The 22,485-nt window shown below is 47.9% G+C and carries 22 protein-coding genes; 2 read left to right on the forward strand and 20 right to left on the reverse strand.

Annotation, left to right across the window (positions count from 1 at the left end):
• Positions 1–8: 8 nt before the first annotated feature.
• Positions 9–275 (reverse strand): type II toxin-antitoxin system HicB family antitoxin, encoded by a 267-nt coding sequence (locus ACKTR5_RS05480; RefSeq protein WP_407879846.1) that lies wholly within the window; start codon positions 273–275, stop codon positions 9–11.
• 344 nt (positions 276–619) lie between these two features.
• On the opposite strand from ACKTR5_RS05480, the gene gnd reads away from it, so the two are divergent.
• On the forward strand, positions 620–1,519 hold the full coding sequence (gnd, locus tag ACKTR5_RS05485) for a phosphogluconate dehydrogenase (NAD(+)-dependent, decarboxylating) (RefSeq protein WP_407879848.1): 900 nt from the start codon (positions 620–622) through the stop codon (positions 1,517–1,519).
• 144 nt (positions 1,520–1,663) lie between these two features.
• Here gnd and ACKTR5_RS05490 read toward each other — a convergent pair whose 3' ends face one another.
• From ACKTR5_RS05490 to ACKTR5_RS05575, 18 genes are all read right to left on the reverse strand, one after another.
• Positions 1,664–2,149 (reverse strand): universal stress protein, encoded by a 486-nt coding sequence (locus ACKTR5_RS05490; protein ID WP_407879850.1) that lies wholly within the window; start codon positions 2,147–2,149, stop codon positions 1,664–1,666.
• Between the two features lie 63 nt (positions 2,150–2,212).
• On the reverse strand, positions 2,213–2,806 hold the full coding sequence (locus tag ACKTR5_RS05495) for a hypothetical protein (protein WP_407879852.1): 594 nt from the start codon (positions 2,804–2,806) through the stop codon (positions 2,213–2,215).
• Positions 2,807–3,060: 254 nt separating this feature from the next.
• The gene (locus ACKTR5_RS05500; protein WP_407879853.1) at positions 3,061–3,759 is read right to left on the reverse strand and encodes a methionine ABC transporter permease; all 699 of its coding nucleotides are present in this window, start codon (positions 3,757–3,759) and stop codon (positions 3,061–3,063) included.
• A 1-nt stretch (position 3,760) separates the two neighbouring features.
• Positions 3,761–4,885: a methionine ABC transporter ATP-binding protein gene (locus ACKTR5_RS05505; protein WP_407879937.1), complete on the reverse strand. Its 1,125-nt coding sequence runs from the start codon at positions 4,883–4,885 to the stop codon at positions 3,761–3,763.
• A 96-nt stretch (positions 4,886–4,981) separates the two neighbouring features.
• Positions 4,982–5,809, reverse strand: coding sequence for a MetQ/NlpA family ABC transporter substrate-binding protein (locus ACKTR5_RS05510; RefSeq protein ID WP_407879854.1), 828 nt, complete (start codon positions 5,807–5,809; stop codon positions 4,982–4,984).
• Between the two features lie 509 nt (positions 5,810–6,318).
• The gene (locus ACKTR5_RS05515; RefSeq protein ID WP_407879856.1) at positions 6,319–7,308 is read right to left on the reverse strand and encodes an aldo/keto reductase; all 990 of its coding nucleotides are present in this window, start codon (positions 7,306–7,308) and stop codon (positions 6,319–6,321) included.
• 218 nt (positions 7,309–7,526) lie between these two features.
• Complete coding sequence (locus ACKTR5_RS05520) at positions 7,527–8,513, reverse strand: ribose-phosphate diphosphokinase (RefSeq protein ID WP_407879857.1); 987 nt, start codon at positions 8,511–8,513, stop codon at positions 7,527–7,529.
• 175 nt (positions 8,514–8,688) lie between these two features.
• The gene (locus ACKTR5_RS05525) at positions 8,689–9,951 is read right to left on the reverse strand and encodes an MFS transporter (protein ID WP_407879858.1); all 1,263 of its coding nucleotides are present in this window, start codon (positions 9,949–9,951) and stop codon (positions 8,689–8,691) included.
• A gap of 24 nt (positions 9,952–9,975) precedes the next feature.
• Positions 9,976–12,480, reverse strand: coding sequence for an SF1B family DNA helicase RecD2 (gene recD2, locus ACKTR5_RS05530; RefSeq protein ID WP_407879859.1), 2,505 nt, complete (start codon positions 12,478–12,480; stop codon positions 9,976–9,978).
• 19 nt (positions 12,481–12,499) lie between these two features.
• A complete protein-coding gene (locus ACKTR5_RS05535; RefSeq protein ID WP_407879861.1) occupies positions 12,500–13,210 on the reverse strand; it encodes a tetratricopeptide repeat protein in 711 nt (236 codons plus the stop codon).
• Positions 13,211–13,245: 35 nt separating this feature from the next.
• Positions 13,246–13,908: a histidine phosphatase family protein gene (locus ACKTR5_RS05540; protein ID WP_407879863.1), complete on the reverse strand. Its 663-nt coding sequence runs from the start codon at positions 13,906–13,908 to the stop codon at positions 13,246–13,248.
• Between the two features lie 150 nt (positions 13,909–14,058).
• On the reverse strand, positions 14,059–15,192 hold the full coding sequence (gene mnmA / locus ACKTR5_RS05545; protein ID WP_407879865.1) for a tRNA 2-thiouridine(34) synthase MnmA: 1,134 nt from the start codon (positions 15,190–15,192) through the stop codon (positions 14,059–14,061).
• A gap of 173 nt (positions 15,193–15,365) precedes the next feature.
• Entirely contained in the window at positions 15,366–15,713 is a 348-nt protein-coding gene (locus ACKTR5_RS05550) for a DUF1831 domain-containing protein (protein WP_407879867.1), read from the reverse strand.
• The gene (locus ACKTR5_RS05555; RefSeq protein ID WP_407879869.1) at positions 15,713–16,885 is read right to left on the reverse strand and encodes a cysteine desulfurase family protein; all 1,173 of its coding nucleotides are present in this window, start codon (positions 16,883–16,885) and stop codon (positions 15,713–15,715) included. Before ACKTR5_RS05555 ends, ACKTR5_RS05550 begins: the two co-directional genes overlap by 1 nt.
• Before the next feature lie 27 nt (positions 16,886–16,912).
• Positions 16,913–17,611, reverse strand: a complete 699-nt coding sequence (locus ACKTR5_RS05560) for a 5'-methylthioadenosine/adenosylhomocysteine nucleosidase (RefSeq protein WP_407879871.1) — start codon at positions 17,609–17,611, stop codon at positions 16,913–16,915.
• Between the two features lie 44 nt (positions 17,612–17,655).
• On the reverse strand, positions 17,656–18,030 hold the full coding sequence (locus tag ACKTR5_RS05565) for a hypothetical protein (protein ID WP_407879873.1): 375 nt from the start codon (positions 18,028–18,030) through the stop codon (positions 17,656–17,658).
• Between the two features lie 45 nt (positions 18,031–18,075).
• Positions 18,076–18,642, reverse strand: a complete 567-nt coding sequence (locus tag ACKTR5_RS05570; protein ID WP_407879875.1) for an NUDIX hydrolase — start codon at positions 18,640–18,642, stop codon at positions 18,076–18,078.
• On the reverse strand, positions 18,639–18,881 hold the full coding sequence (locus tag ACKTR5_RS05575) for a cold shock domain-containing protein (RefSeq protein ID WP_407879877.1): 243 nt from the start codon (positions 18,879–18,881) through the stop codon (positions 18,639–18,641). The genes ACKTR5_RS05570 and ACKTR5_RS05575 overlap by 4 nt, the downstream gene beginning before the upstream one ends.
• Before the next feature lie 402 nt (positions 18,882–19,283).
• On the opposite strand from ACKTR5_RS05575, the gene ACKTR5_RS05580 reads away from it, so the two are divergent.
• The gene (locus tag ACKTR5_RS05580; protein ID WP_407879879.1) at positions 19,284–19,523 is read left to right on the forward strand and encodes a helix-turn-helix domain-containing protein; all 240 of its coding nucleotides are present in this window, start codon (positions 19,284–19,286) and stop codon (positions 19,521–19,523) included.
• Between the two features lie 142 nt (positions 19,524–19,665).
• Here ACKTR5_RS05580 and ileS read toward each other — a convergent pair whose 3' ends face one another.
• On the reverse strand, positions 19,666–22,455 hold the full coding sequence (ileS, locus tag ACKTR5_RS05585; RefSeq protein WP_407879881.1) for an isoleucine--tRNA ligase: 2,790 nt from the start codon (positions 22,453–22,455) through the stop codon (positions 19,666–19,668).
• Positions 22,456–22,485 lie beyond the last annotated feature (30 nt).

The raw sequence follows: 22,485 nt of genomic DNA on the forward strand, positions 1-22,485 counted from the left end.
AGATTTCATTAGATGGCTTGTGACGAGCTTTGCTCAACCGTTGGTTCGGGGATCGGCCGGGCCAACTTGAGGTTCGTTTCAAACCATTTTCGCTTGGCTTCGTTCAGTTCACGAATGCCAGCGGAGATCGAATCGGCTGCAACGCCCAAGCCCGTTAATTCAGGAATGCTAAGGGCAAAGTAGTGCTTGCCCGCGCCCTCCTCAATCGAATTAACGACCACCTGGTAACACAGCCCCATGTAATAATCGACAGACCGATTTCCGGATTGTCGCATTTGGACCGCCTCCAATAAAAAGAAGATGGACTTTCTCTCATTCGAACAGCCTTAATTTTACCGATGTAACAATTAAATGACAAGGATGTTACAAGGATTTTTTTGACCTTTAAAAAGTCTCAAACTTCTTTAATAAAAGCTTACCTTTACCACGTCAATTAATTAACTAAGACAACATAAAATGCCCCCTTCACGATACGACATCATTGAATGGCTTCACGGTCAATCAATTAATGGACTTAATCGTTTGAAATGACTTTACAAGTTTGTTCTTGATTTTTGAAAAAACTTTTCATATAATCAAAGAGTAATAAAACACAAATACCGAAAGAGGGATTTCTCAAATGAAATTAGGTTTAATCGGTTTAGGTAAAATGGGCCTGAACTTAGCAGAAAACATGATGGACCACGATAACCAAGTTGTTGGTTTTGATTTAAACAAGGACTTCGTTGCCCAAGCAGTCACTGCTGGTGCAGAAAGCGCTGAATCATTGGAAGACATGGTTGCAAAATTACCATCACCAAAAATTGTTTGGATCATGGTACCTGCCGGTAAGCCAACTGAAGCAACCATCGATAGCCTCCTCGACTTAATGAGTGCTGGTGACTACATCATCGATGGTGGGAACTCTTTCTGGAAGGACTCCGTTGAAGACGCCAAGAAGGCTGAAGCCAAGGGCATCAACTTCTTTGACTGTGGAACTTCTGGTGGTCAATCAGGCGCTCGTCACGACGGTAACTTCATGATCGGTGGCACTAGCGCCGAAGCCTTTGAAACACTACGTCCTCTGTACGAAGGTATCGCCCAAAAAGACGGTTACTTGTACACTGGCAAGCCTGGTTCAGGTCACTACCTGAAGATGGTCCACAACGGGATCGAATACGGGATGATGGAAGCCATTGGTGAAGGGTTCGATGTTTTGGAACACAGCCAGTTTGACTACAACAACGAAGACGTTGCCCGCCTGTGGAACAACGGTTCAGTTGTTCGTTCATGGTTGATCGAATTAGCGCAAGAAGCCTTTGCTAACGACGCTAAATTGGACAACATCAAGGGAACTATGCACTCATCTGGTGAAGGTAAGTGGACCCTTGAAGAAGCCATGGAACAACAAGTGGCAACCCCTGTTATCGCAATGTCACTGTTGATGCGTTACCGTTCAATGGAAAACGATACCTTTACAGGTAAGGTTGTTTCATCATTGCGGAACGGCTTCGGTGGTCACGCCGTTGACAAGGCCTAACCCAATTAATTGATTATCATTGCAACAGGTGACTGAAAATTCAGCCACCTGTTTTTTTGCTCAAAAAGCACCAGCAAATTCATGCATGAGGGTACAAAAAAACGATTATCGACTCCCCATTGAGTCAATAATCGTTTTACTTTTTTACCGGACCACCAGAACAGAAACTGGTGAGTATTTAGCAACATACGCTGCCTGGCTCCCAAAGTACTTGGCAACCCCTTGCCGTGATAATGATCCCACAATGACGAGGTCAGGATCAACCTGTGGAATGACCTGCTTCACGATTGTATCACCAGGATCCCCTTCAGCAATTAAGGTCTTAACGACCTTCACACCGGAGTTTTCTGCAGTCTCACGGTAGTCATCCAGCCGCTTTTGAATGGCATCACGTTGCTGGTCCAGCATTTCTTTACTGAGCGCAGCGAAGACGTTCACATCCTGTTCTTCCAAGATGCTGACGATAACCAGTTCAGACTTGTCTTCCTTCGCCTGTTTGACCGCATATTGGTAGGCCAATTGTGCATCTGGCGAGTCATCGACCCCGACCAAGATCCGCTTATAATCGTACACTTTTCCCTTAATGACGTCGGCCTTGTTCTTGCCGCTCTTCTTTTCATTATCTGACATGGTTTACCCACCCCTTCTCTATCTATTGTAACCGTTAACAAACATGGAAAGCTAGTCAAAACGCTATTTTTGCAATTGATCCACAAATTCCTTCGTTGCGATCAACGTTGTCTTCGTTTGGGTCATTTTAAGCGCCGGTTTTTCAGCACCCGTAATGACCTTTTTCTTCGTGTTGACCGTGTAGTTCATTGGTTGACCAGCGGCGCTAAACGTCAACTTGCTGTTAAAAGCAGACCCGCTTTGGTGATAGTTTGCTGGTTTGTGGGCCTTCTGATCTGCCGCTGTCTTATAAACAACCGTTGCTGTCGATTCCGGCGTCAACGTCAGTTTGTTGCCATCCTGTTTGACCGTACCGTCTGTGACCTGTTGCTGAATCCCAGAGATGCCCAGTGAAGTCGTCACTTGTTGCGTAAACCGATTGTCACCCTTACTAAACCGAACCACCACTTTGTTTGTGAGTGATTTGTTCTTTCCGGCCGCACTTTGACTTTTAAACGTCCCTTGGTAAGCTTGCTGCTGCCAAAACGGTGTCTGTGTTGAAGCCTTTTTATCTGCATGCGCCGCTTGATTGCTCTGTGCTAAACAAAAACCCGCTGCGACCAGTAAAACGCCCTTCACTAAGTTACCCAACCAGCGTTTTGTCTGTGTTGTTGTCATTTATCCGTCTACCCCTTAATTAGCCCTGACTGCTTAACGATGCCAGTCAACGTCATTCTCCAGAATGACAGCTTTTTCTTTTTAGTTACTTCTGCTTTCTATTATCGCAAACATTAGCAAACTTTTCAGCGAAAAAAACTTGTTAATCCATTAGGAAACAACATCAATATTGGTCTCACAAACCAAACAGCCGCAGTCACGGGTCATCTAACCCACGGCTACGGCTGTTTCAGATTCAATTACTGGTTGGCCAATTACCGGTGATCTGTGCGTTTAGCCCACCAATCACCAATGATTTGAACCAAAAATACTAACGCTAGGATGATGATCATCGCCATGATCGTAATGTCATTTTCAAACCGGTCGTACCCAATGCTGATAGCGGTGTTCCCAAGACCACCACCACCAATGGCACCCGCCATCGCGGTTAACCCGATCAAACTGATGATGGTCACCACAGACGTCCGAATGAGGTCTGGCAATGCCTCCCGCAGATAAACGCGGAAGATGATTTGTAGCGGTGAGGCACCAACTGCTTCAGCCGCCTCAATGATGCCCCGATCCACATCAACCAAGGCATTTTGAACTTGACGGGCGTAAAACGGTGCACAGCCAATCGTCAAGGGGACTAACGCTGCCGTTGTCCCGATGGACGTCCCAACAATGAGCCGGGTAAACGGTGCAATCACTGCCAATAAAATAATGAACGGAATGGACCGGAAAATGTTGACCAGTTTATCCAGAATCCAGTACGTTGGCTGGTTGGCAAGAATCCCGCCAGGTGCTGTCACCACAAGGGTAATCCCAATAATTAACCCTAAGATCCCGGCAATCACACCGGAAATCAGTGTCATGTAAATTGTTTCCCACGTTGACTGAATGAAAACATCCGTATTTGTCACAACGTTTGGCATGAGTGATGCCCAAAAACCACTTGCTAATACTGTTCCCATGCTAGTTCTCCTCCGTTTCAGCGTCTTCATCCGCCCGTTGTGCCAGTTCAGCACGGTAGGCAGGGACATCAATTTCACGAACCGTGACCCCTTGTTGCTTCACATAAGTCAACGCATCCGCCACCTGATGACCTTCTCCACTCAGCACAAGCCCGAGGGTCCCAACCGGCGTATTTTGCAAAATTTCGACGTTTCCAAACAGGATGTTTGGCGTCACCTTAAACTGTTCATACAACTGGGCAATCAGTGGTGCCTCTGTTGAATCCCCTGCATAAGACAAGACCACTAACCGATCATTCGCCCCCATTTGTTGGATGGCCGGTTGTTCGACAACGTTTGCCAAGGCGGAATCAACCTGTGACGACGTTTCAATGAACTCCTTTGTCAACTGCTGCGTTGGGTTTGAGAAGATCGTTAACAGATCCCCCCGTTCGATCATTTCACCATTCTGCATCACGGCAACCTGATTACAAATTGCCTTAACGGCCTGCATTTCGTGCGTGATTAAAACGACGGTGAGCCCCAACGTTTCGTTTAAATGCTTCAACAACGCCAGGATGGCTGCCGTCGTCTTCGGGTCCAATGCGGACGTTGCCTCATCAGAGATCAAAATTTCCGGGTCGTTGGCCAACGCACGGGCAATCGCAACCCGCTGTTTTTGTCCACCTGACAACTGAGTTGGGTAGTCATTCTTTTTTTCAGCCAGGCCAACCAGGTCCAGTAATTGGTCCACCTTCGCTTGTTTTTCCGCCTTGCTCAGATTCTTGTTCAGCAACAACGGAAACATCACGTTATCACCAATGGTGCGCTCGTTCATTAAGTTAAAGTGTTGAAAGATCATCCCAATTTTAGTTCTGGCCTGGCGCAGTGTCTTCCCGGTCAATTGCCCCATATCCTGACCATTAACCACCACGGTTCCGGCCGTTTGCCGTTGCAGTTGGTTAATGACCCGGACGAGTGTACTTTTACCGGCACCAGAGTAACCAACAATGCCGTAAATATCACCGCGGTTAATCGTTAGGTTGACCTGTTTAACCGCTTGAACCGCGCGGTCAGCCTCTTTAAACGTTACATCAATGTCCGTTAACTCAATGATTGGGGTTGTCGTCGCCGTCGTTGTTTTCATCATTTTTTCCTTTCATTTCCCTGCCGATATGTTGCCGTAGTGCGGATGGTGCTTGCTATTCTATGTATGGGGGCGTCTTTGCCCCCGAATTGATGCTTACTTTTCAATCTTTAGGTTCCACGCTGGAATGGATGTTCCGTTAAAGTCCTTCTTGATCAACTGTGCGTTTCGTTCAGTTTGGTAAGCCTTCACGATTTCCTTGATTGCCTTATTGTTCTTATCAGCCTTCCGTGCTGCGATGATGTTAATGTATGGCTTAACGTTATTATCGATCTTTTCAGCGTAAACGGCCTTTTTGATGTCGAGCTTAGCATCAACGGCGTACGTATTGTTGACCACAGCAGCCGTTGCAGAATCCAGTGACCGTGGTGTTTGGTCGGCAGCCACTGCGGTGATCTTAAGGTGCTTTGGATTAGCCGTAATGTCCTTTGGTGTTGGCAACTTGGCGTCATTCAGTTTGATCAAACCAGCATTCTTCAGAAGATTTAATGCCCGTCCCTCATTAGTGGCGTCGTTTGGAATGACAATTTGGTCACCCTTCTTGAAGTCAGAAACGTCTTTGATCTTCTTGCTAAAGAGTCCCAGTGGCGCAACCACCGTTTTCCCAACGGCTGTTAAATCTGTCTTGTGGGCCTTATTCCATTGGTCCAAGAAGTAGTAGTGTTGGAACGCATTGATGTCAATCTGCTTATCACTCAAAGCCTGGTTCGGTTGCGTGTAATCCGTAAACGTAACGATCTTCAGGTTGATGCCCTTTTTCTTCACGTCCTTGGCAATTGGCTTCCAAATTTTTTCATCGTCAGTGCCAACGATTCCCACTTTAACGGTCGTCTCGTTGCTTGATTTGCCACACCCCGTTAACACGACTACCAGCGCTAACAACGTTGCTACACCCAATAATAAATGCCGAATTTTTTTATTCATAATCATCTCTCCCTTAATGTTGTTAGGCGCATTGCGCCACCTAAATAATTTACGGTACGCTTCACATGACGACTGATTTGGCTGGTAAAACAAAAAAGCCCGCTTCTAATTATCAAAAATTAGAAGCGAGCCATCGCGTTACCATTCTAAGTTCAAGTCAAACTTCCATTTGACTTCTCATCAACCGACACAAAGAAAGGGTCTAGAATTCCTTAGTAACGGTGTGCGCGGTAATGAGCGCCAAGTCATTGCTAACTCACCACTAGTTACCTAGTGGCTCGCTAACACCAATCGCAGGCCATATTCATCGGAGTCTCCCTGACCTGCTCTCAGCATACGCAGGCTTTCTGGACAGTTCAACTACGACTACTCTCCTGTTCAAATTGTTTAATCGTCATCTGAAATTAAATAAAGATTACCGCACTAAAAAAACGATGTCAACAATTTTTTTGAGAAAATGATGAGGCTAACCACGTTTTTCTCATAAATGTTTTTATAAAGCGGCCCCGTTAGCGGTTCAAAATACTTTCGATCTGGACCAATTCATCCGCCGTAAAGGCCAAATTATTCACGGCCTGAAGGTTACCTAACAAATGATCAACATGGGAGGCCCCAATAACAACACTGGTTACCACGTCATCATGCAAAAGCCAGGCCAATGCCATCTGCGCCAACGTTTGGCCACGGTCAGAAGCAAGCTTGTTCAGATCGTTCAGCTTTGCAACGACCTTATCTGCTCCCTGTTCAAGTGACAGTTTGTTACTCCAATGAATTGGCATGTCAGCAGGGATTCCCTTTAAGTAGCGGTCCGTCAGTAACCCTTCAGCCAGCGGCCCGTACGCAACGAGGCCGAGCTTATTGTCCTTTAACACGTCGAGTAAACCATCTGCTTCAACGCTTCGGTTAATCATGTTGTAACTGCTCTGGTTCACGACAAATGGCGTGTGGTGTTCCTTAAAGAGCTTGGTAATGGCGGCCGTTTGGTCAGCTGTGAAGTTTGAAACCCCAACGTATAACGCCTTTCCTTGCCGAACCATCAGGTCCAACGTTTCAACCTGTTCTTCTAATGACGTGTTAGGATCAAACCGGTGCATGTAAAAGACGTCGACATAATCTAAGTTCATCCGGGTTAAGGATAATTCCAGTGCGTTCATCAACGTCTTCCGTGATGAAAATTCACCGTACGGGCCAGGCCACATGTGAAAGCCGGCCTTCGTTGTAATGACCAATTCGTTCCGGTAAGGTTTTAGGTCTTGTGCAAAGACGCGACCAAAGGTTTCTTCAGCGGTCCCATTACTTGGCCCGTAGTTTGACGCATTATCAAAACTAAAAATCCCGTTATCAAACGCCTTCAGCATGACTTCCCGACTGTTTGCGTAGGGTTGTTGATCCCCTAAGTTCCGCCACAATCCAAAACTGACTGCAGGGAGCATAAACCCTGTGTCTGCGACCCGGCGAACGGGCATGTTGTTATAACGTGTTTCATCTGCTTGATACATATAAAAACTCCTCTCTCACCTGTTTACAGCTTTCTATTCTACCGTATTTTACGGATGAACACGACTAAGAGACCGTCCTGACACGCAGTTGGGAAAATTGGGCTAACGCCTCATCACTCATCTGTTTAGCTTTTCACCCATTGTTGTTTTAATGGTCTAAAAAAAAATCGTTCTTCCATCCATAGGAAAAACGATCGTTTTAAAAATCACGCTTCTGATTACCGTAACTTAACGTCCGGATTTTGCTTACTGATGAACAGCTCATCCACGGGTTGGTTGTTATGAATCCGCATGATGGCTTCACCCATCAATTCAGCCACCGAAATCACTTCCAGCTTATCAAACGCCTTCGTCTCAGGAACAGCAATTGAATCAGTCACAATAACCTTCTTCAGTGGAGATTGATTTAGTGTTGCTGCTGCATTTCCGGAAAAGACGGCGTGGGTTGCCACGGCATAAACATCCTTGGCTCCGCCAGCCTTCAACACATCTGCTGAAATGGCCATCCGGTCTGCCGTATCGATCATGTCATCAATGATGATGGCCGTCTTGCCATCAACCTCACCGATAATGGAGTCTGGTTCAGGATCGAATTCATCCTCCGACCGGTTATCAATAATAGCAATCGGTGCCTTTAATAACTCGGCAAAGTTCCGGGCCCGTGAAACACCCGCATGATCCGGTGCCACCACGACCACATTGTCCAACAGATCATTTGTGTAGAAGTATTTGGCTAACAGTGGTGCACCCAGTAAATGATCCACCGGAATGTTGAAGAACCCTTGCACCTGATCAGCATGAAGATCAAGCGTTAACACCCGGTCAACACCATCGATTTGGAGGAAGTTTGCAACCAACTTGGCTGTGATTGGTTCGCGGGACCGCGCCTTCCGGTCAGCCCGAGCATAGCCATAGTATGGAAGAACCACGTTGATTTCACCGGCACTTGCCCGCCGTAACGCGTCAACCATGATCATCACTTGCATAAACGAACTGTTAACGGGATCACTAACAGACTGAATGACGTACACTTCGTCGCCTCGAACACTTTCATCAATGCTGATGGCAATTTCGCCATCGGCAAACGTGCTAATCGTGGTGGGACTCAGCGGAATATCAATGGCCGCTGCGATTTTTTCAGCCAGTGGCCGGTTAGTGTTTAACGAAAACAGCTTAATGTTGCCGCTCGTATGTTGATCCTTCATGATTGCCTCCGTGTTCTTAAATCAAGAATTTACCCACTCGTTGTGGGATGATGGCTGCCTTGCTTGACGCTGGGCGCCTCGTTACAGTCCGTTCATTTGAATACCACTATTATCGCAAGCCGCTCACGTAATGACAAGCCCTAAAGCAACCACGGGAGCGCTATCATGCTGATTTTTAATCAGTTCCAACTGTTTCATCCTGTTCACGGTGCGCTAACGCCCCGTTAAACCACCAGGCACCCCCCACTAATGCAAGACCTGAAGCCATAAAGATCCATTTGATGGCCACGACGTCTGCCAGTGGGCCAAAGAAGAGCATCGCCACTGGATAAATCCCGGTTGATACAATTTGGTAAATAGAGAACACCCGCCCCATCATGTTTGGGGCCACCGTTTCCTGAATTAAGATGTTACTGGTTGCCTGAATAATTGGCATGGCGATTCCGCTGATAAACATAAAGACCAGATATACATAAAATGGCTCCGGGACACCCATGAAGAAGAAGGCAACCCCGCTGACTCCTAGTGCAATCGCAATCACCGGCACCTTTTTACCGATGTGTTGATGACTACTGATCCAAATGCCACCAACGGTTGCGCCCGCCGTCCATAACAGTTCGTTTAGGGTCAGCAGCATGACCTTTCCACCAAACGTTTGCTTAACAAACAACGTAGATAACTGGGAACTCGGCGCGACCATGATAAACGCTAAGGCAATGAGGAGCATAAAGCGTTTCATAAAGGCGTGGTTAAACGTAAACGATAACCCACCGCGAATTTGTTTCAGTGTCGAGGTCACCGCGCCGGCTGTCACATTTTGCTCCGCCAAAACTGCCGGTGCAATCCGAATAAACGCCAGTAATAAGAGCCCCACGGCGGCCGTTACAACGTCAATCACAAAGATAAAGATGATTCCTAACCGTCCCAAGATAATCCCTGACACAATCGGCGTAATCAGTAAAAGAACGGCGTTGATCAACTGGTTTAACCCATTCATTCGCGTCAATTCATTTTTGGGCGCCAACTGTGGGAGTAAGGCGTTACCGACGGGCATTTCAATTCCTGTCCCCATGGAGCGAACCGCTGCAATCAATAAAAGTAGCCACAGGTCCCGCCACCCGAAGTAAAACAATAGCGCAATTCCAAGCGTCACAACGGTGACCATTCCGGTTGCCCACATCAATAGGTTGCGACGGTTAGAACGGTCGGCCCACACGCCAGCCCACAATGAAACCAGGATTTGTGGCAAGCTCTGGGCCAGTGTCGCCAGCATCATCCACGTTCCGGACGACGTTTTTAACGCAATGTACCATAAAATGGCGAAGAAAACGGAAGACGACCCAAATAAAAAGAAGTTTTGCGCCGCCAAAAATAGTCCCGTATTTCGCCGCCAGTGTTGTTGAACGGCCACATTGGCCGGTGTTTGTGTCTCTGACATGTTACTCTCCCCCTCAATCAATCCTTATGCAAAGTCTCCTGGTGTCAGCGCCACCATGCCGATCATGGGATCCACCTCACCACTAAGAACCATCGCTGTGGTGAGCGACGTTAACGCTGGCACACTTGGTTCATCATGAATCACCGGCGCTGGTGTTATTTCACCAGCCGGTTGTTTGTCGTCACTAGGTTCGGCGTCGCCAACTGATGGCGCCACTGGTGCAGTGACTGGCTTCTCATCTTCACGGTGGAAGACCGTCTTCAGACGTTCTTTCAATGTGGTGTGCCGCACCGCAGAAGCATTTTCAGCAGCTTGGACAAACGACTGTTGATCCCCCACCAAAATCAGCCACTGCTGTGCCCGTGTGACGGCCGTGTATAACAAGTTTCGTTGGAGCATCCGCCGAAACTGTGGCACTAAGGGAACAATGACCAATTTGAATTGTGACCCCTGTGCTTTATGAATAGACACACAGTACGCTAAAGTTAGCCGGTCAAAGTTTTGGCGTCCGTACGTGACCTCCGTTTGATCAAACGCAATCGTGAGCTGGTCGACGTGATCCTCATTCCCCTTGTCGCTTGCTAAATCGATCCCGACGATCTGCCCCATATCACCATTAAACACGTTATTTTCCGGACTATTCACCAGGTGGAGCACCTTATCGCCGATCCGAAAATGTTCCCCGTGAGCTTCCAGTTCCTTGGTCTTTGGCCCCTTTTTCGGATTCAAAACGTCCTGAAGGGCTGTGTTCAGTGCGTTAATACCGGCCGCCCCACGATACATTGGTGCAAGCACCTGAATGTCTGCCTTGGCAAACCCTCGTGCCTTGGCCCGGTCGACCACCTGACTGATTAGCGGCACAACCTGAAATGGTTTTGCCGCAAAGAAACTTCGGTCACTCTGATTGTGCGTAAAGTCTGCCGGTAAGCCGCCCTCTTTAATTTCATGGGCCAGCGGAATGATCGATGACTTATCGTCCTGTCGGTGAATCCGGGTAAGTTCCATGAATGGCAAACACTGTGAATCCAGCAGGTCGGCAAAAATTTGCCCCGGGCCAACTGATGGCAATTGATCACGATCTCCGACGAGAATCACTTGCATGTGATTTGGAACCGCCGCAATCAGGGTCTTAAACAAGAACGTATCGACCATTGACATTTCGTCAACGATCAACAGCCCGCCCTCCAGATCCTTACCAGATTCCTGACTGTCCTCATCTTCTCGCCCGGTCAATCCCAGTAACCGGTGAATCGTTCCGGCCGGCAGATCGGTCACTTCACTCATCCGTTTGGCAGCACGCCCTGTGGGGGCTGCCAGTAAAATAGGAAAGGTGCCTGCTTCATACTCGTTGACATCTAAGGACACCTCGTGAATGCGGGCAAACAACGCGACAATCCCGTTAATAATGGTCGTCTTCCCGGTTCCGGGGCCACCCGTCAACAGGTAAACTGGCGATGTAATGGCTGCTTTCAGGGCTGCTTTTTGCGCGTCATCATAATCGATACTCAGCTGGCGTTCCACCCAGCGAATTTCATGATCTAAATCCACATCCTGTGTTACCGGCTTTTTCTGGTTCTCTTGCAACCGCATCAAATGTTCAGCGCTCTCCCATTCTGTATCATACATACTTTTGGGATAAACAAGTTGTCCATTACCAACAATGATCTGATCCTTTGCCAAGGCTAGCATTTGATCAGCAAGCGCATCGGGGGCGATCCTGACATTTCGTGCCGATTCTAACAGCCGGGTGGCACCCGTCATGAGGGGTTGTAACCGCGCATAAGTATCCCCAGACGAAAAACATAGTTCATTAAGGGTCTCGACCAGTGCTGCGCGAAGTCGGCCCGGCGCGTCAGCGTCAAAACCCATCTGTTCGGCAACCTGGTCCGCCCGTTTAAAGCTGACCCCGTTAATGTCTTCAACCAGCTTATACGGGTTGTCATGGAGAATGTTCAACGTGTCCCGCTTATACTTGTCGTAAATGCTGGCCGCCAGTTGGCTCCCAAAGCCAAATCCGTTCAACCCAATAATGATTTGTTCCGTCCCGTGGTTTTCACTTAAGACCTCAACCAAATGATCCTGAACGGACTTTTTCAACCCGATCCCGTTTAAAACAGTGGGATCCTGGGCCACTTTATCAATAACATCTAATCCCACCGTCTCGACGATTCGTTCTGCCGTCTTCTTCCCGAGTCCCGGAAAGATGTCACTTGAAAGGTACTTGATGAGCCCCGTCTTTGACGTTGGTGTTTCATTTTCATAGTTGCTAGCCGCAAATTGCTTCCCGTACTTTGGGTGATCCACGATTTTTCCAAAAAAGCGGTACGTGCCCTCTTCGTTAACATCCCCAAAGGACCCCGTTACCACGATTTCATCTTCCACCCAGTCCAACGTGGTCTCATTAACGTGAACAAGCAAAACCTTGTAAAACGAGTCACTGCTACTAAAAAAAATGGTGGCCACTTTGCCCACCACATAATCCGGTTTGAATTCTGAATCGTCAAAAAGACCGATGTTTTCTGACATCATGGTCACCCCCTTCATTCATTTAATGTGTTTGTTGCTTCCGATCGTTGATCAGTGTCACGATGTCATCGATTCGCTGTTGCCCATCCGCCACGAATTGTGGATCGGCTGCTGTGGCAGCCGCCATAAACCTATCAGGGTCTTGATCAAGCACCATTGCGGTCAACGCGCGGCTAAAGTTGACCGGGCCATTTTTAGGGTCACTGGCAAGTGACTGATCGTAAAAATCGGCCGCCTGGTTAAAGTTTCCCATGGCTAGAAGGATGTCCCCAAGCATCGCATTAACCGTTTTGTCCTGGCGCTTAGCGTCGTGAACTGTCAAAGCAAATGCAAACGACTTTTGATAGTCATTCTGCTGCATGTACGTTTGCGCCAACATTTGGTAGGCCTCGACCTGCAACGTTTTGTCTGTTACCGCGCCAAACGCGGCCGCCGCTTTATCATAAAGGGCCGCCTGGTAATAAACGTTTCCTAGCCCATACGTAAGTAAGGCGGTTGCCGCTTCATCATCCGGGAATAAACTCCGGGTCTTTAACAGCAACTCTTCGGCCTGCTCATAATCCTGCATCTCTAACAAAACCGTCGCCAACTCATAACTCAAATGATAATTTTGCGGTGCTTCATCAATCTGCTTAATGAGCTTGGTTACCGCGGCATTAGCAGCCGCCGTTTGGGCTGGCTCCGTCATATGTTGTTCACTCGCTTTTTTTGTCTGCTTTTTGTGATCACTCATTGTCTTGCTCCCACTTGTCGTGTCCACGTGTTCGCCTAGATGGTGTTAGTGGCACTCGCCTGTTCATTTAAATAACTCGTAATGTTGCGGTCAATTAACGTAAACGACTGGCCACCATCCGTTGTTTCCAAAATGGTGGTACTGGTGTTTGCCAGCCCACCTTTGGCGCGCATCTCATCCAGGGGCACATTAAGTAACCCGTTGATCCCAACGTTTAACGCAGCACCATGTGACACAAACAATAAATTATCCGTTTCTCGTGGGTGAACGGCGGCCGCTTGCCGAATAATGGGTGTCATTCTCGCAATTACGTCAGCAAAGGATTCTCCGTTGATTTCTGCCGGATCATACTGGTCCGCGTGGTACCGAAACCCATCATACGCCTTGGGAAATTGCTCTTTTACGTCTGTAAACGTCATGCCTTCCATTTTACCAAGGTTAAATTCCTGTAGTCCAGAGGCCAGCGTTAGGTCTGGATGTTGCTTCAAGCCTTGCAACAGCCGCATGGCCGTTACCCGTGCACGTTTAATTGGACTGGCATAAGCGTGAACAAACGGGACATCCCGCAAATAATCTGCCAACCGTTCAATTTCCTCGTAACTACTGGGCAATAATGGTGAATCTCCATTAGCCCCCTGGTACCGCCCTGATAAATTCCATTCCGTCTTACCATGACGAATAAAGTATAATTTGGTCACTGTTTTGCCACCCTAATTAAAAATAATGTGTTTTCATTATGGCATTTTTACCGCTTAAATAAAAGCCAACCGTGCTTTCCATCATAATGAAACGGGCGCCCTGACTGATTCGTCAAGACGCCCGCTGTGTTAGTTGATTTACGTTAAAGCTTAAACGTACTGAAGTGTCTTCGTTTCGTTAAAGGCAGCATCAATGATGCCACTCCCAAGACACTCTTCACCATCATAGAACACCACGGCTTGGCCCGGTGTAATGGCACGAACAGGTTGGTCAAACGTCACGGTGGCCACCGTGCGGTCCTCGTTTAGGTGAACCGTCACACCGGTATCCTTTTGACGATACCGGAACTTGGCCGTAACGTGGAAGTCATTTTCATCACTTTCATTGACCCAGTTCAGGTCAGAGGCGGATAAGCTGGTTGCCAACAGGTGCGGATTGTCAAAGCCCTGACCCACATACAAAACGTTCTTGCTGAGGTCCTTGCCAATAACAAACCACGGCTCGGCGCCTTCCTTTTGACCACCAATGCCCAGCCCCTTTCGCTGACCGATGGTGTAGTTCATTAACCCGTAATGGGTTCCCTTGACTTCACCATCGAGCGTCAACATCTGGCCTTCTTGCGCTGGCAGGTACTGGTTTAAAAAGCCCTTCCAGTTCTTCTCACCAATGAAACAGATCCCAACGGAATCCTTCTTTTCAGCGGTAGCAAGCCCAGCCTCCTCGGCCAGCTCCCGAACCTGCGGCTTCTCGATCTCACCCAGTGGGAACATAACCCGGTCCAACTGGTCAGATGAAAGCTGACTCAAAAAGTACGTCTGGTCCTTGTTGCTGTCCTCACCACGAAGCAAGTGACTATGCCCGTCTTCATCGTGTGTCACACGGGCGTAGTGCCCCGTTGCGATATAGTCGGCACCAAGTTCCAACGCATAGTCCAGAAAGGCCTTAAACTTGATCTCCTTGTTGCAGACCACGTCAGGGTTCGGTGTCCGCCCCTTTTTGTACTCGTCCAAGAAATACGTGAACACACGGTCCCAGTATTCCTTTTCGAAGTTCACGGAGTAGTAAGGAATGCCAATCTTGTTGGCAACCTTTGCAACGTCCTTATAATCTTCTGTCGCCGTACAAACGCCATTATCGTCGGTGTCGTCCCAATTTTTCATGAACACACCAACCACATCGTAGCCCTGCTGCTTGAGCAAGAGCGCCGTTACTGACGAGTCTACCCCACCACTCATGCCGACGACAACACGGGTCTTGGAATGATCAACTGCTTGATCAGTCATGGTATCACCATCATTTCAATTAGATTCTGAGAATCAACGATTTGAAGGTCGTTATTATCAGTGAGAATAAGTATAACAGGTGACACTTACCATTTTCAAGTGCTGACTCACGGGAACAAAAACCGCCTAGACGATGTCACGCTTCCGTGACCGCCCAGGCGGTTTAATGATAGCTACTTTTCAACAGGTGTTAAGACGTTTCGTTCCACCAAATTTGCCACTTGATAACCATATTGTTCCACCAGCACATCGTGGTTCGCGTTGGTAAAGATGTTAACATTACCGGTCCCACTAGGATTAACTGTGCTCATTTTAAACACATCAAGGTTTTTCCCAATTAGCACACGAAGTTTAATTGAATCCGCCACGCCAGCAGCTGGGTCCAACGGCCGTTCTAAACTAAAACCACCCGCATTTGTCTGCGTGAATCCAAGGTCGCGCAGCGTGTATTTTTTAATTTGATCGCTTAATCCGTACGTTGTTGAATCTCCCGTAACCGTTACCGTTTTTCCAAATGCCATTAGTTTTCCTTCTTTCCGACAGCCTGTGGTTGTAACCGTGCTGCCACTTCAGTTAGTGCGTGAACAAAGCCGTCAATATCGTCTGTGGTCGTATACCGGCCAAAACTGAGGCGAATGGACTGCATAATGCGCGGTGACCCTTCACCAAACATGGCGACCAGAACGTGACTTGGGTCTAATGAGCCAGCCGTACATGCGGACCCAGCGGACACCGCAACCCCGGCCAGGTCCAGATTTGTCAACAAGACGTCATTTTCTACGCCCTTGATCCACAGATTCAAAACGTGCTGTAAATTATCGGATTTGAGACTGCCGTTGACTTCAAACATCACACCGGCATCCGTCAGTCCATCGATCACGGCCTGTTTGAAACCAGCATACTTGGCTTGACGGGCGGCCTTTTCATCCGGTGTCAACGCCGTTACGGCCGTTGCAAAACCAGCGATGGCTGGAATGTTCTCCGTGCCTGCCCGCCGCTTATCTTCCTGGTCTCCGCCCTTCATGAAGCTTGGGAACTTAATGCCATCTCGACGATACAAAAAGCCCATCTGCTTCGGCCCGTTAATTTTGTGCGCAGACGTGGATAACATGTCAATGTGATCACGGTTCACATCAATGTCCAATAACCCATAGGCCTGCACGGCATCCGTATGGAACCATGCCTGATGATCCTTTAACAGTTCCCCAATTTCGTGAATGGGCATTACAGACCCCACTTCATTGTTTCCCGTCATGATGGAGACCAAAATGGTGTCATCAGTTAAGGCTGACTTGAGGTCGGTCAAACTGATCTCCCCGGCCTCGTTAACGGGCAAGTACACAATGTCAAAGCCATTTTCACCCAGCCACTTGGCCGTTTTCATCACGGACTCATGTTCAATGGCGGTGGTGATGATCCGCCGACCAAGTGCTTTTCTCGCGGTGGCTGTTTGCATCCACACCGTATTGTTGCTTTCCGTTCCACCAGCTGTAAAGACGATTTCATCATCATTCGCCTTAATACTTGTTGCAATAACGTGCCGCGCGTCATCAAGAACGGCCCGCGCCTTTCGACCAAACGCATGAACGGAACTTGCGTTACCAAAATCATGCTGCATTTGGTCCATCATCGTTGCAACCACTTCGTCACTCATTGGCGTTGTGGCAGCATTATCTAAATAAATCGGTTGCACGAATCTGCCTCCTCACTTTATCACTACTTATGCGGTTGCTTGGTTAGCAAAGAAGTTTAACAACATGTTTGCTGACCGCTGACCGGCTTCAATAATAAACTCATCGAATGACACACCAGCGTCACCGTTTCCTGTATCGCTCATCGCACGGATCACTAGATATGGCACGTTGAACTGGTGGGCCACCTGACCAACCGCAGCCCCTTCCATTTCACAGCTTAGCGCCGTTGGGAAATGTGACTTGATCATTGCCGTCGTGGTGTCACTGGCAACAAATGAATCCCCCGTCACGATCAGCCCCCGTTTAACAGCGAGGCCCGTGGCGTCCGCCGCCTGTGTGATGGCTTCTGCCCATTTATTCGAGGCCGCAAACCGTGCTGGTTGTTGTGGAAGTTGCCCATAAACGTAGTTAAAGGCGGTGGCGTCAACATCCCAGTAGGCTGTTTCGTCAGCAATGACCACATCACCCACGTTCAAGCCCTCACCGATTCCACCGGCAGAACCACTGTTGATCACAACGTCGACTGCAAAGTTTGTAATTAACAATGCGGTAGTTAAACCGGCCTCAACCTTACCGATTCCTGATTGAACCAGCACAACGTCTTGCCCACTAATGGTTCCGGTAAAGAAATCAATGTTTCCAACCGTCACAATTTGTTCGTCAGCCAGTTGGGCCGTTAATTCCTTGATTTCTTCTTCCATGGCACATAAAATTCCAAATTTCATCATGATCCCCTAACGTTTACTTTTATTAATGTGCTGCAATCGCCCTAGCCGATAAACCGCAAAATGACATAGACCACCGCGATCAGGGCCACTAACGTAATGATCACAACGTTCAGTCGCCGTGCCAGCCGTTGACTTTTCTCTTCACCAGTCAGCTTGCCATCCGGTTTAACCCGGCTTTCCGGCTGATTGGGATCCATAGTGGGCGTGACGGGTTCCGTCGTTTCATTTTTTTGTGACCGGCGCCGTAACCAGGTTGGCCACTGCCATCCCCGACGTTTTTGTGTTGCCCGTCTTGACGGCTCAGCTGCCGCACTCGTTGAAGGTTCTGGTTGCGCTGTGGCCTGTTCACTACCACGTTTTCGGTACTGTTCACGCGTTAAATTGGGCTCAGACCCAGGTTGTTGATCATCGTTCATCTTGTTCCCTCAATCAATCTTTCGCTTCGCATCGGTTAGGACAGTCTAATCTTCAAACGTCACTAATCCGGCATCAAATAACTGCCAGTAATAAACGGCCATCACGGTCTTTTGATCATCAAGCTTTCCGTCAGCCAACAATTGTTTGGCTTCAGCCAGTGTGTATTCGTGCAGGACGATATTTTCATCTGCATCCTGTGGCAACGCGTCGGCGACAGGCTTCAACCCCGTCACCATGTATAACGTCATGTATTCATCCGTAAACCCAACCGAGGTGTAAAAACCAGCGATTTTATGAATTTCGGTTGCTACATACCGCGTTTCTTCGTTTAACTCACGAATTGCGGCCTCTTTCGCGTTATCGGCGTCACGATCATCCAGTTTCCCTGCTGGGACTTCCAACGTGGTCTTCCCGATGGGGGCCCGCCACTGCTCTTCAAAGATGGCCTTGCCGTCTTCTGTAATGGCCAACATTGCCACCGCGTTTGCATGGTGAACCACATCACGGTGCGCAATCCGGCCATCGGGTAACGCAACGGTTTGATTTTCAACATCAATGATGGCGCCGTGGTACTTGGGGCTTACTGCTGTCACTTTTTCTTCAAAGTTCATTGTGCGTCCGTCCCTTCACCGCGTTTGGTTACCTTCGCGGCTTGCGGGCCACGAACCCCTTCAACAACGACAAAATCGACTTCATCGCCAACCGTTAATGATTTAAAGCCGCTGCCCTCGATTGCCGAAAAATGAACAAAAACATCTGGGTTACCCATAACGGCAATGAAGCCAAACCCCTTTTCTTGATCAAACGTTTTAACAACACCGTGTTCACGGCCATCCGCTAATTTCGCCATGGTCACTCTTCTTTCATGTTTAGACTTTTGTCTAAGTATATGAAACATTCAGCATTTTTTCCAGTTCTGCCCGCTGACTGGGCGAATCTTAACGTTCCCCAATTGATTTTTTAATACATTTTTTAGAAAAGTGACTAAAAAGGTGGTAAAACCGCGATCTCATCGCAATATTATTTAATTTTATTTTTACAATAAGGTTTCTTAAAAATCATGCAGAACATTGAATATTCTTTGATTTAACAGTCTTTGTAGGTGCATGATTTATTTGTGAAAGTTTGTGGATGAATCCGGCTGAACAGCGGCCCGGTTGCGTTTTTCTGCCAGCCCTGTATAATTTCTTTGTCATGAATTACTCAAATTTTCAGACAACCTTTTGAAATTACCCCCTTGGAGGTGGCTAACTTGTTAGGAGTTTTATTGAAGGAACAACGCCTTAACCGCAACATGACGTTAAGACAGTTGGCTGCAACGTTGAACGAACGTTATGGATTGAACCTTTCAGCTGGAATGTTGTCTCGTTATGAAAACGGCACAAACGTTTCAACAGGCAATTTATTCTTCATTGCAGATTTTTTTGAAATTGACTTAACGTCTTTTGCAAAAACATTTGTGGACCAACGCCGAACGGACTTAGCCCGTTAAGCATTAGATCGTCAACCGTCTGAACCTAACCAGTCAGACGGTTTTTTGTGTTCTCAACCGCAATCGTCTCAAGTGCAATTAAAAGCCGCCTTCCAATAACTGGAAGACGGCTTTTAACTAAGCAAGGTTTATTCCTGAATGGTTACTTTTCTAACCCATCGGTAACAGATTCTGGAAATTCAGTCCGCACAATGTGGGCACAACGCGCACATAACATTGGGTAGGCGTCGTCACTACCAACATCAGTTTTGATCATGCGACAACGTTGACAAACATCCCCTTCGGCGTGGGCAACCACCACCGCAACATCATCATAATGAGCGGCTTCTTGTGGTGCTTCTTCCAACGGATGAACATGAAGTTGCGACACGATCAATACTTGCGCCACATCACTGTTCAACGTGTTCAGAACGTTCGCGTAGTGATCACTAACGTACAGGTCAACAGCTGCTTCCATTGGGCGACCGATCAGCTTCTCGTCACGGGCTTCTTCCAATGATTTAAGCACGTTTGACCGGATCTGCATAAAGTCAGCCCACTGTGCAATTAACGTCTCATCCTGCCATTCTGGTTCGATCTCAGGCATTTCTGATAACTGCGCGTACGCAACATCTTCATGAAGGAACGGCCAGATTTCTTCAGCCGTATGGGGCAGCATTGGCGTCATTAACTTAGTGATCCGTGCGATCACTTGGTACAACACCGTTTGCATGCTCCGCCGGGTCTTTGAATTTGCGGCATCAATGTACAAAATGTCCTTTGCAAAGTCCAGGTAGAAAGCGGACAGATCATTCGTGATGAAACTCAAAAGTGCCTTCGAAACGTCAATAAAGTTGTACGCATCGTAGTCGGCCCGAATTTGTTCAACCAGTTTGTTCAACCGGCTTAACATGTACCGGTCTGCACCAGCCAAGTTAGCATACGCAACGCCATTTTCTTTAGGATCGAAATCCGTGACGTTTGCTAACATGAACCGCATTGTATTCCGCAATTTCCGGTAACTTTCAGAGATTTGGGTGAAACTTTCCATGGAAACACGAACGTCGGCAGATGAATCAATGGAAGCAACCCACAACCGGAGAATTTCTGCCCCCATCTGCTTGATGATGTCATCGGGTGAAATTGTGTTCCCGATGGACTTGCTCATCTTCTTTCCGTCTTTATCCAACGTAAACCCTTGGCTCATAACCGCCTTGTATGGCGCGTGACCAGAGATTGCAACGGAAGTGATCAAACTTGAGTTAAACCACCCACGGTACTGATCTGAGCCTTCAAGGTACAGGTCAGCAGGGTATGTCAGTTCATCACGAGCAGCCAAAACAGCCTGATGACTTGAACCAGAATCGAACCAAACATCCATGATGTCCGTTTCTTTGGTAAACATGCCGTTTGGTGAATGTTCTGAAGTGAACCCTTCTGGCAGTAATTCCTCTGCGTTATGTTCAAACCAGTAGTTTGAGCCATGTTCAGCAAAGAGATCGGCCACATGGTTAATTGTTTCTTCCGTCATGATTGGCGTGCCATCTTCTGCATAGAAGATTGGGAGCGGCACACCCCAGGCCCGTTGCCGTGAAATGACCCAGTCACCACGATCTTTGATCATGTTGTACAAACGCCGTTTCCCCCAATCAGGGTAGAACTTAACGTCTGCTAACGCATCCAAGATCTGTTGACGGAATGAAGACACACTGGCAAACCATTGCGGCGTTGCCCGGAAGATGATTGGCTTTTTGGTCCGCCAGTCAAACGGATAACTATGCGTGTATGGCATGTACTTCAATAACAGGTTATTTTCCTTCAGTTTATCCAGACTGATCTTGTTGGCATCCTCATAGAAGACCCCTTCAAAACCAGGGGCTTCTTCGGTCATCCGCCCCTGTTCATCCACTGGTGACAAGATTGGGAGTCCGTACTTGCTTCCGACGTTAAAATCATCTTCACCAAACCCAGGGGCCGTATGAACCAAACCAGTTCCGGCATCCAATGTTACGAAGCTCCCGTTCATCACAAGAATGTCACGGTCATAGTATGGGTGGTGCGCCGTCATGTTTTCTAATTGGGCACCCTTCAGCGTTGTGACCGTCTGAACATCTTCCCAGTCCAGCTTTGCGGCAACGTCGGTTAAGAGTTGCTCAGCCACAACAAACTTCCGGTCATCGCCAGCAACGGTCACAACCGCGTAGTCAAAGCCAGCGTCAACGGTAATCCCCTCAGAAGCGGGAATCGTCCATGGTGTCGTTGTCCACACAACAAAGTAGGTGTTGTCATCTAACAAACCGTGGCCATCCTTGACCTGTTCAGCAAAGAATGCGGATGGTGCTTCAACATCCTTGTAGTCCACTTCGGCTTCCGCCAAAGCAGATTCAGAGGACCATGACCAGTAAACGGGTTTTTGTCCCTGGAAGATGTAACCACGTTTAACAAATTCACCAAAGACCCGAATTTGAGCGGCTTCATATTCTGGTTGAAGTGTGATGTATGGCGTGTCCCATTCACCAGCGACCCCTAACCGTTTGAAACCAGTCCGTTGCTTATCAATTTCCTTCAGGACAAACTGCTTACATAGTTCACGGAACTCAGCGGTTGACATCGCTTTACGGTCAACCCCTTGATTTGTTAAGGCTTGTTCCGTTGGCAACCCATGAGTATCCCACCCAGGCACATATGGTGACCGGTAGCCACTCATTGATTTGTAACGAACGATGAAGTCCTTACTGATCTTGTTCATTGCGTGACCGATGTGGATGTCACCATTGGCATATGGCGGGCCATCATGAAGAACAAACGTTGGCTTGCCCTCGTTTAACTTTTGTCGCTGCTCGTACACCTTGTTTTCAGCCCAAACATTTTGCCGTTCAGCTTCCGTTACAGGTAAATTTCCCCGCATCGGAAACCCGGTTTTGTTCAGGTTCAATGTTTCTTTAATCCGCATTATGTGAGCTCCCTTCCCTTATTTCCATTT

This window comes from Furfurilactobacillus entadae (assembly GCF_045862745.1).
Classification (GTDB): domain Bacteria; phylum Bacillota; class Bacilli; order Lactobacillales; family Lactobacillaceae; genus Furfurilactobacillus; species Furfurilactobacillus entadae.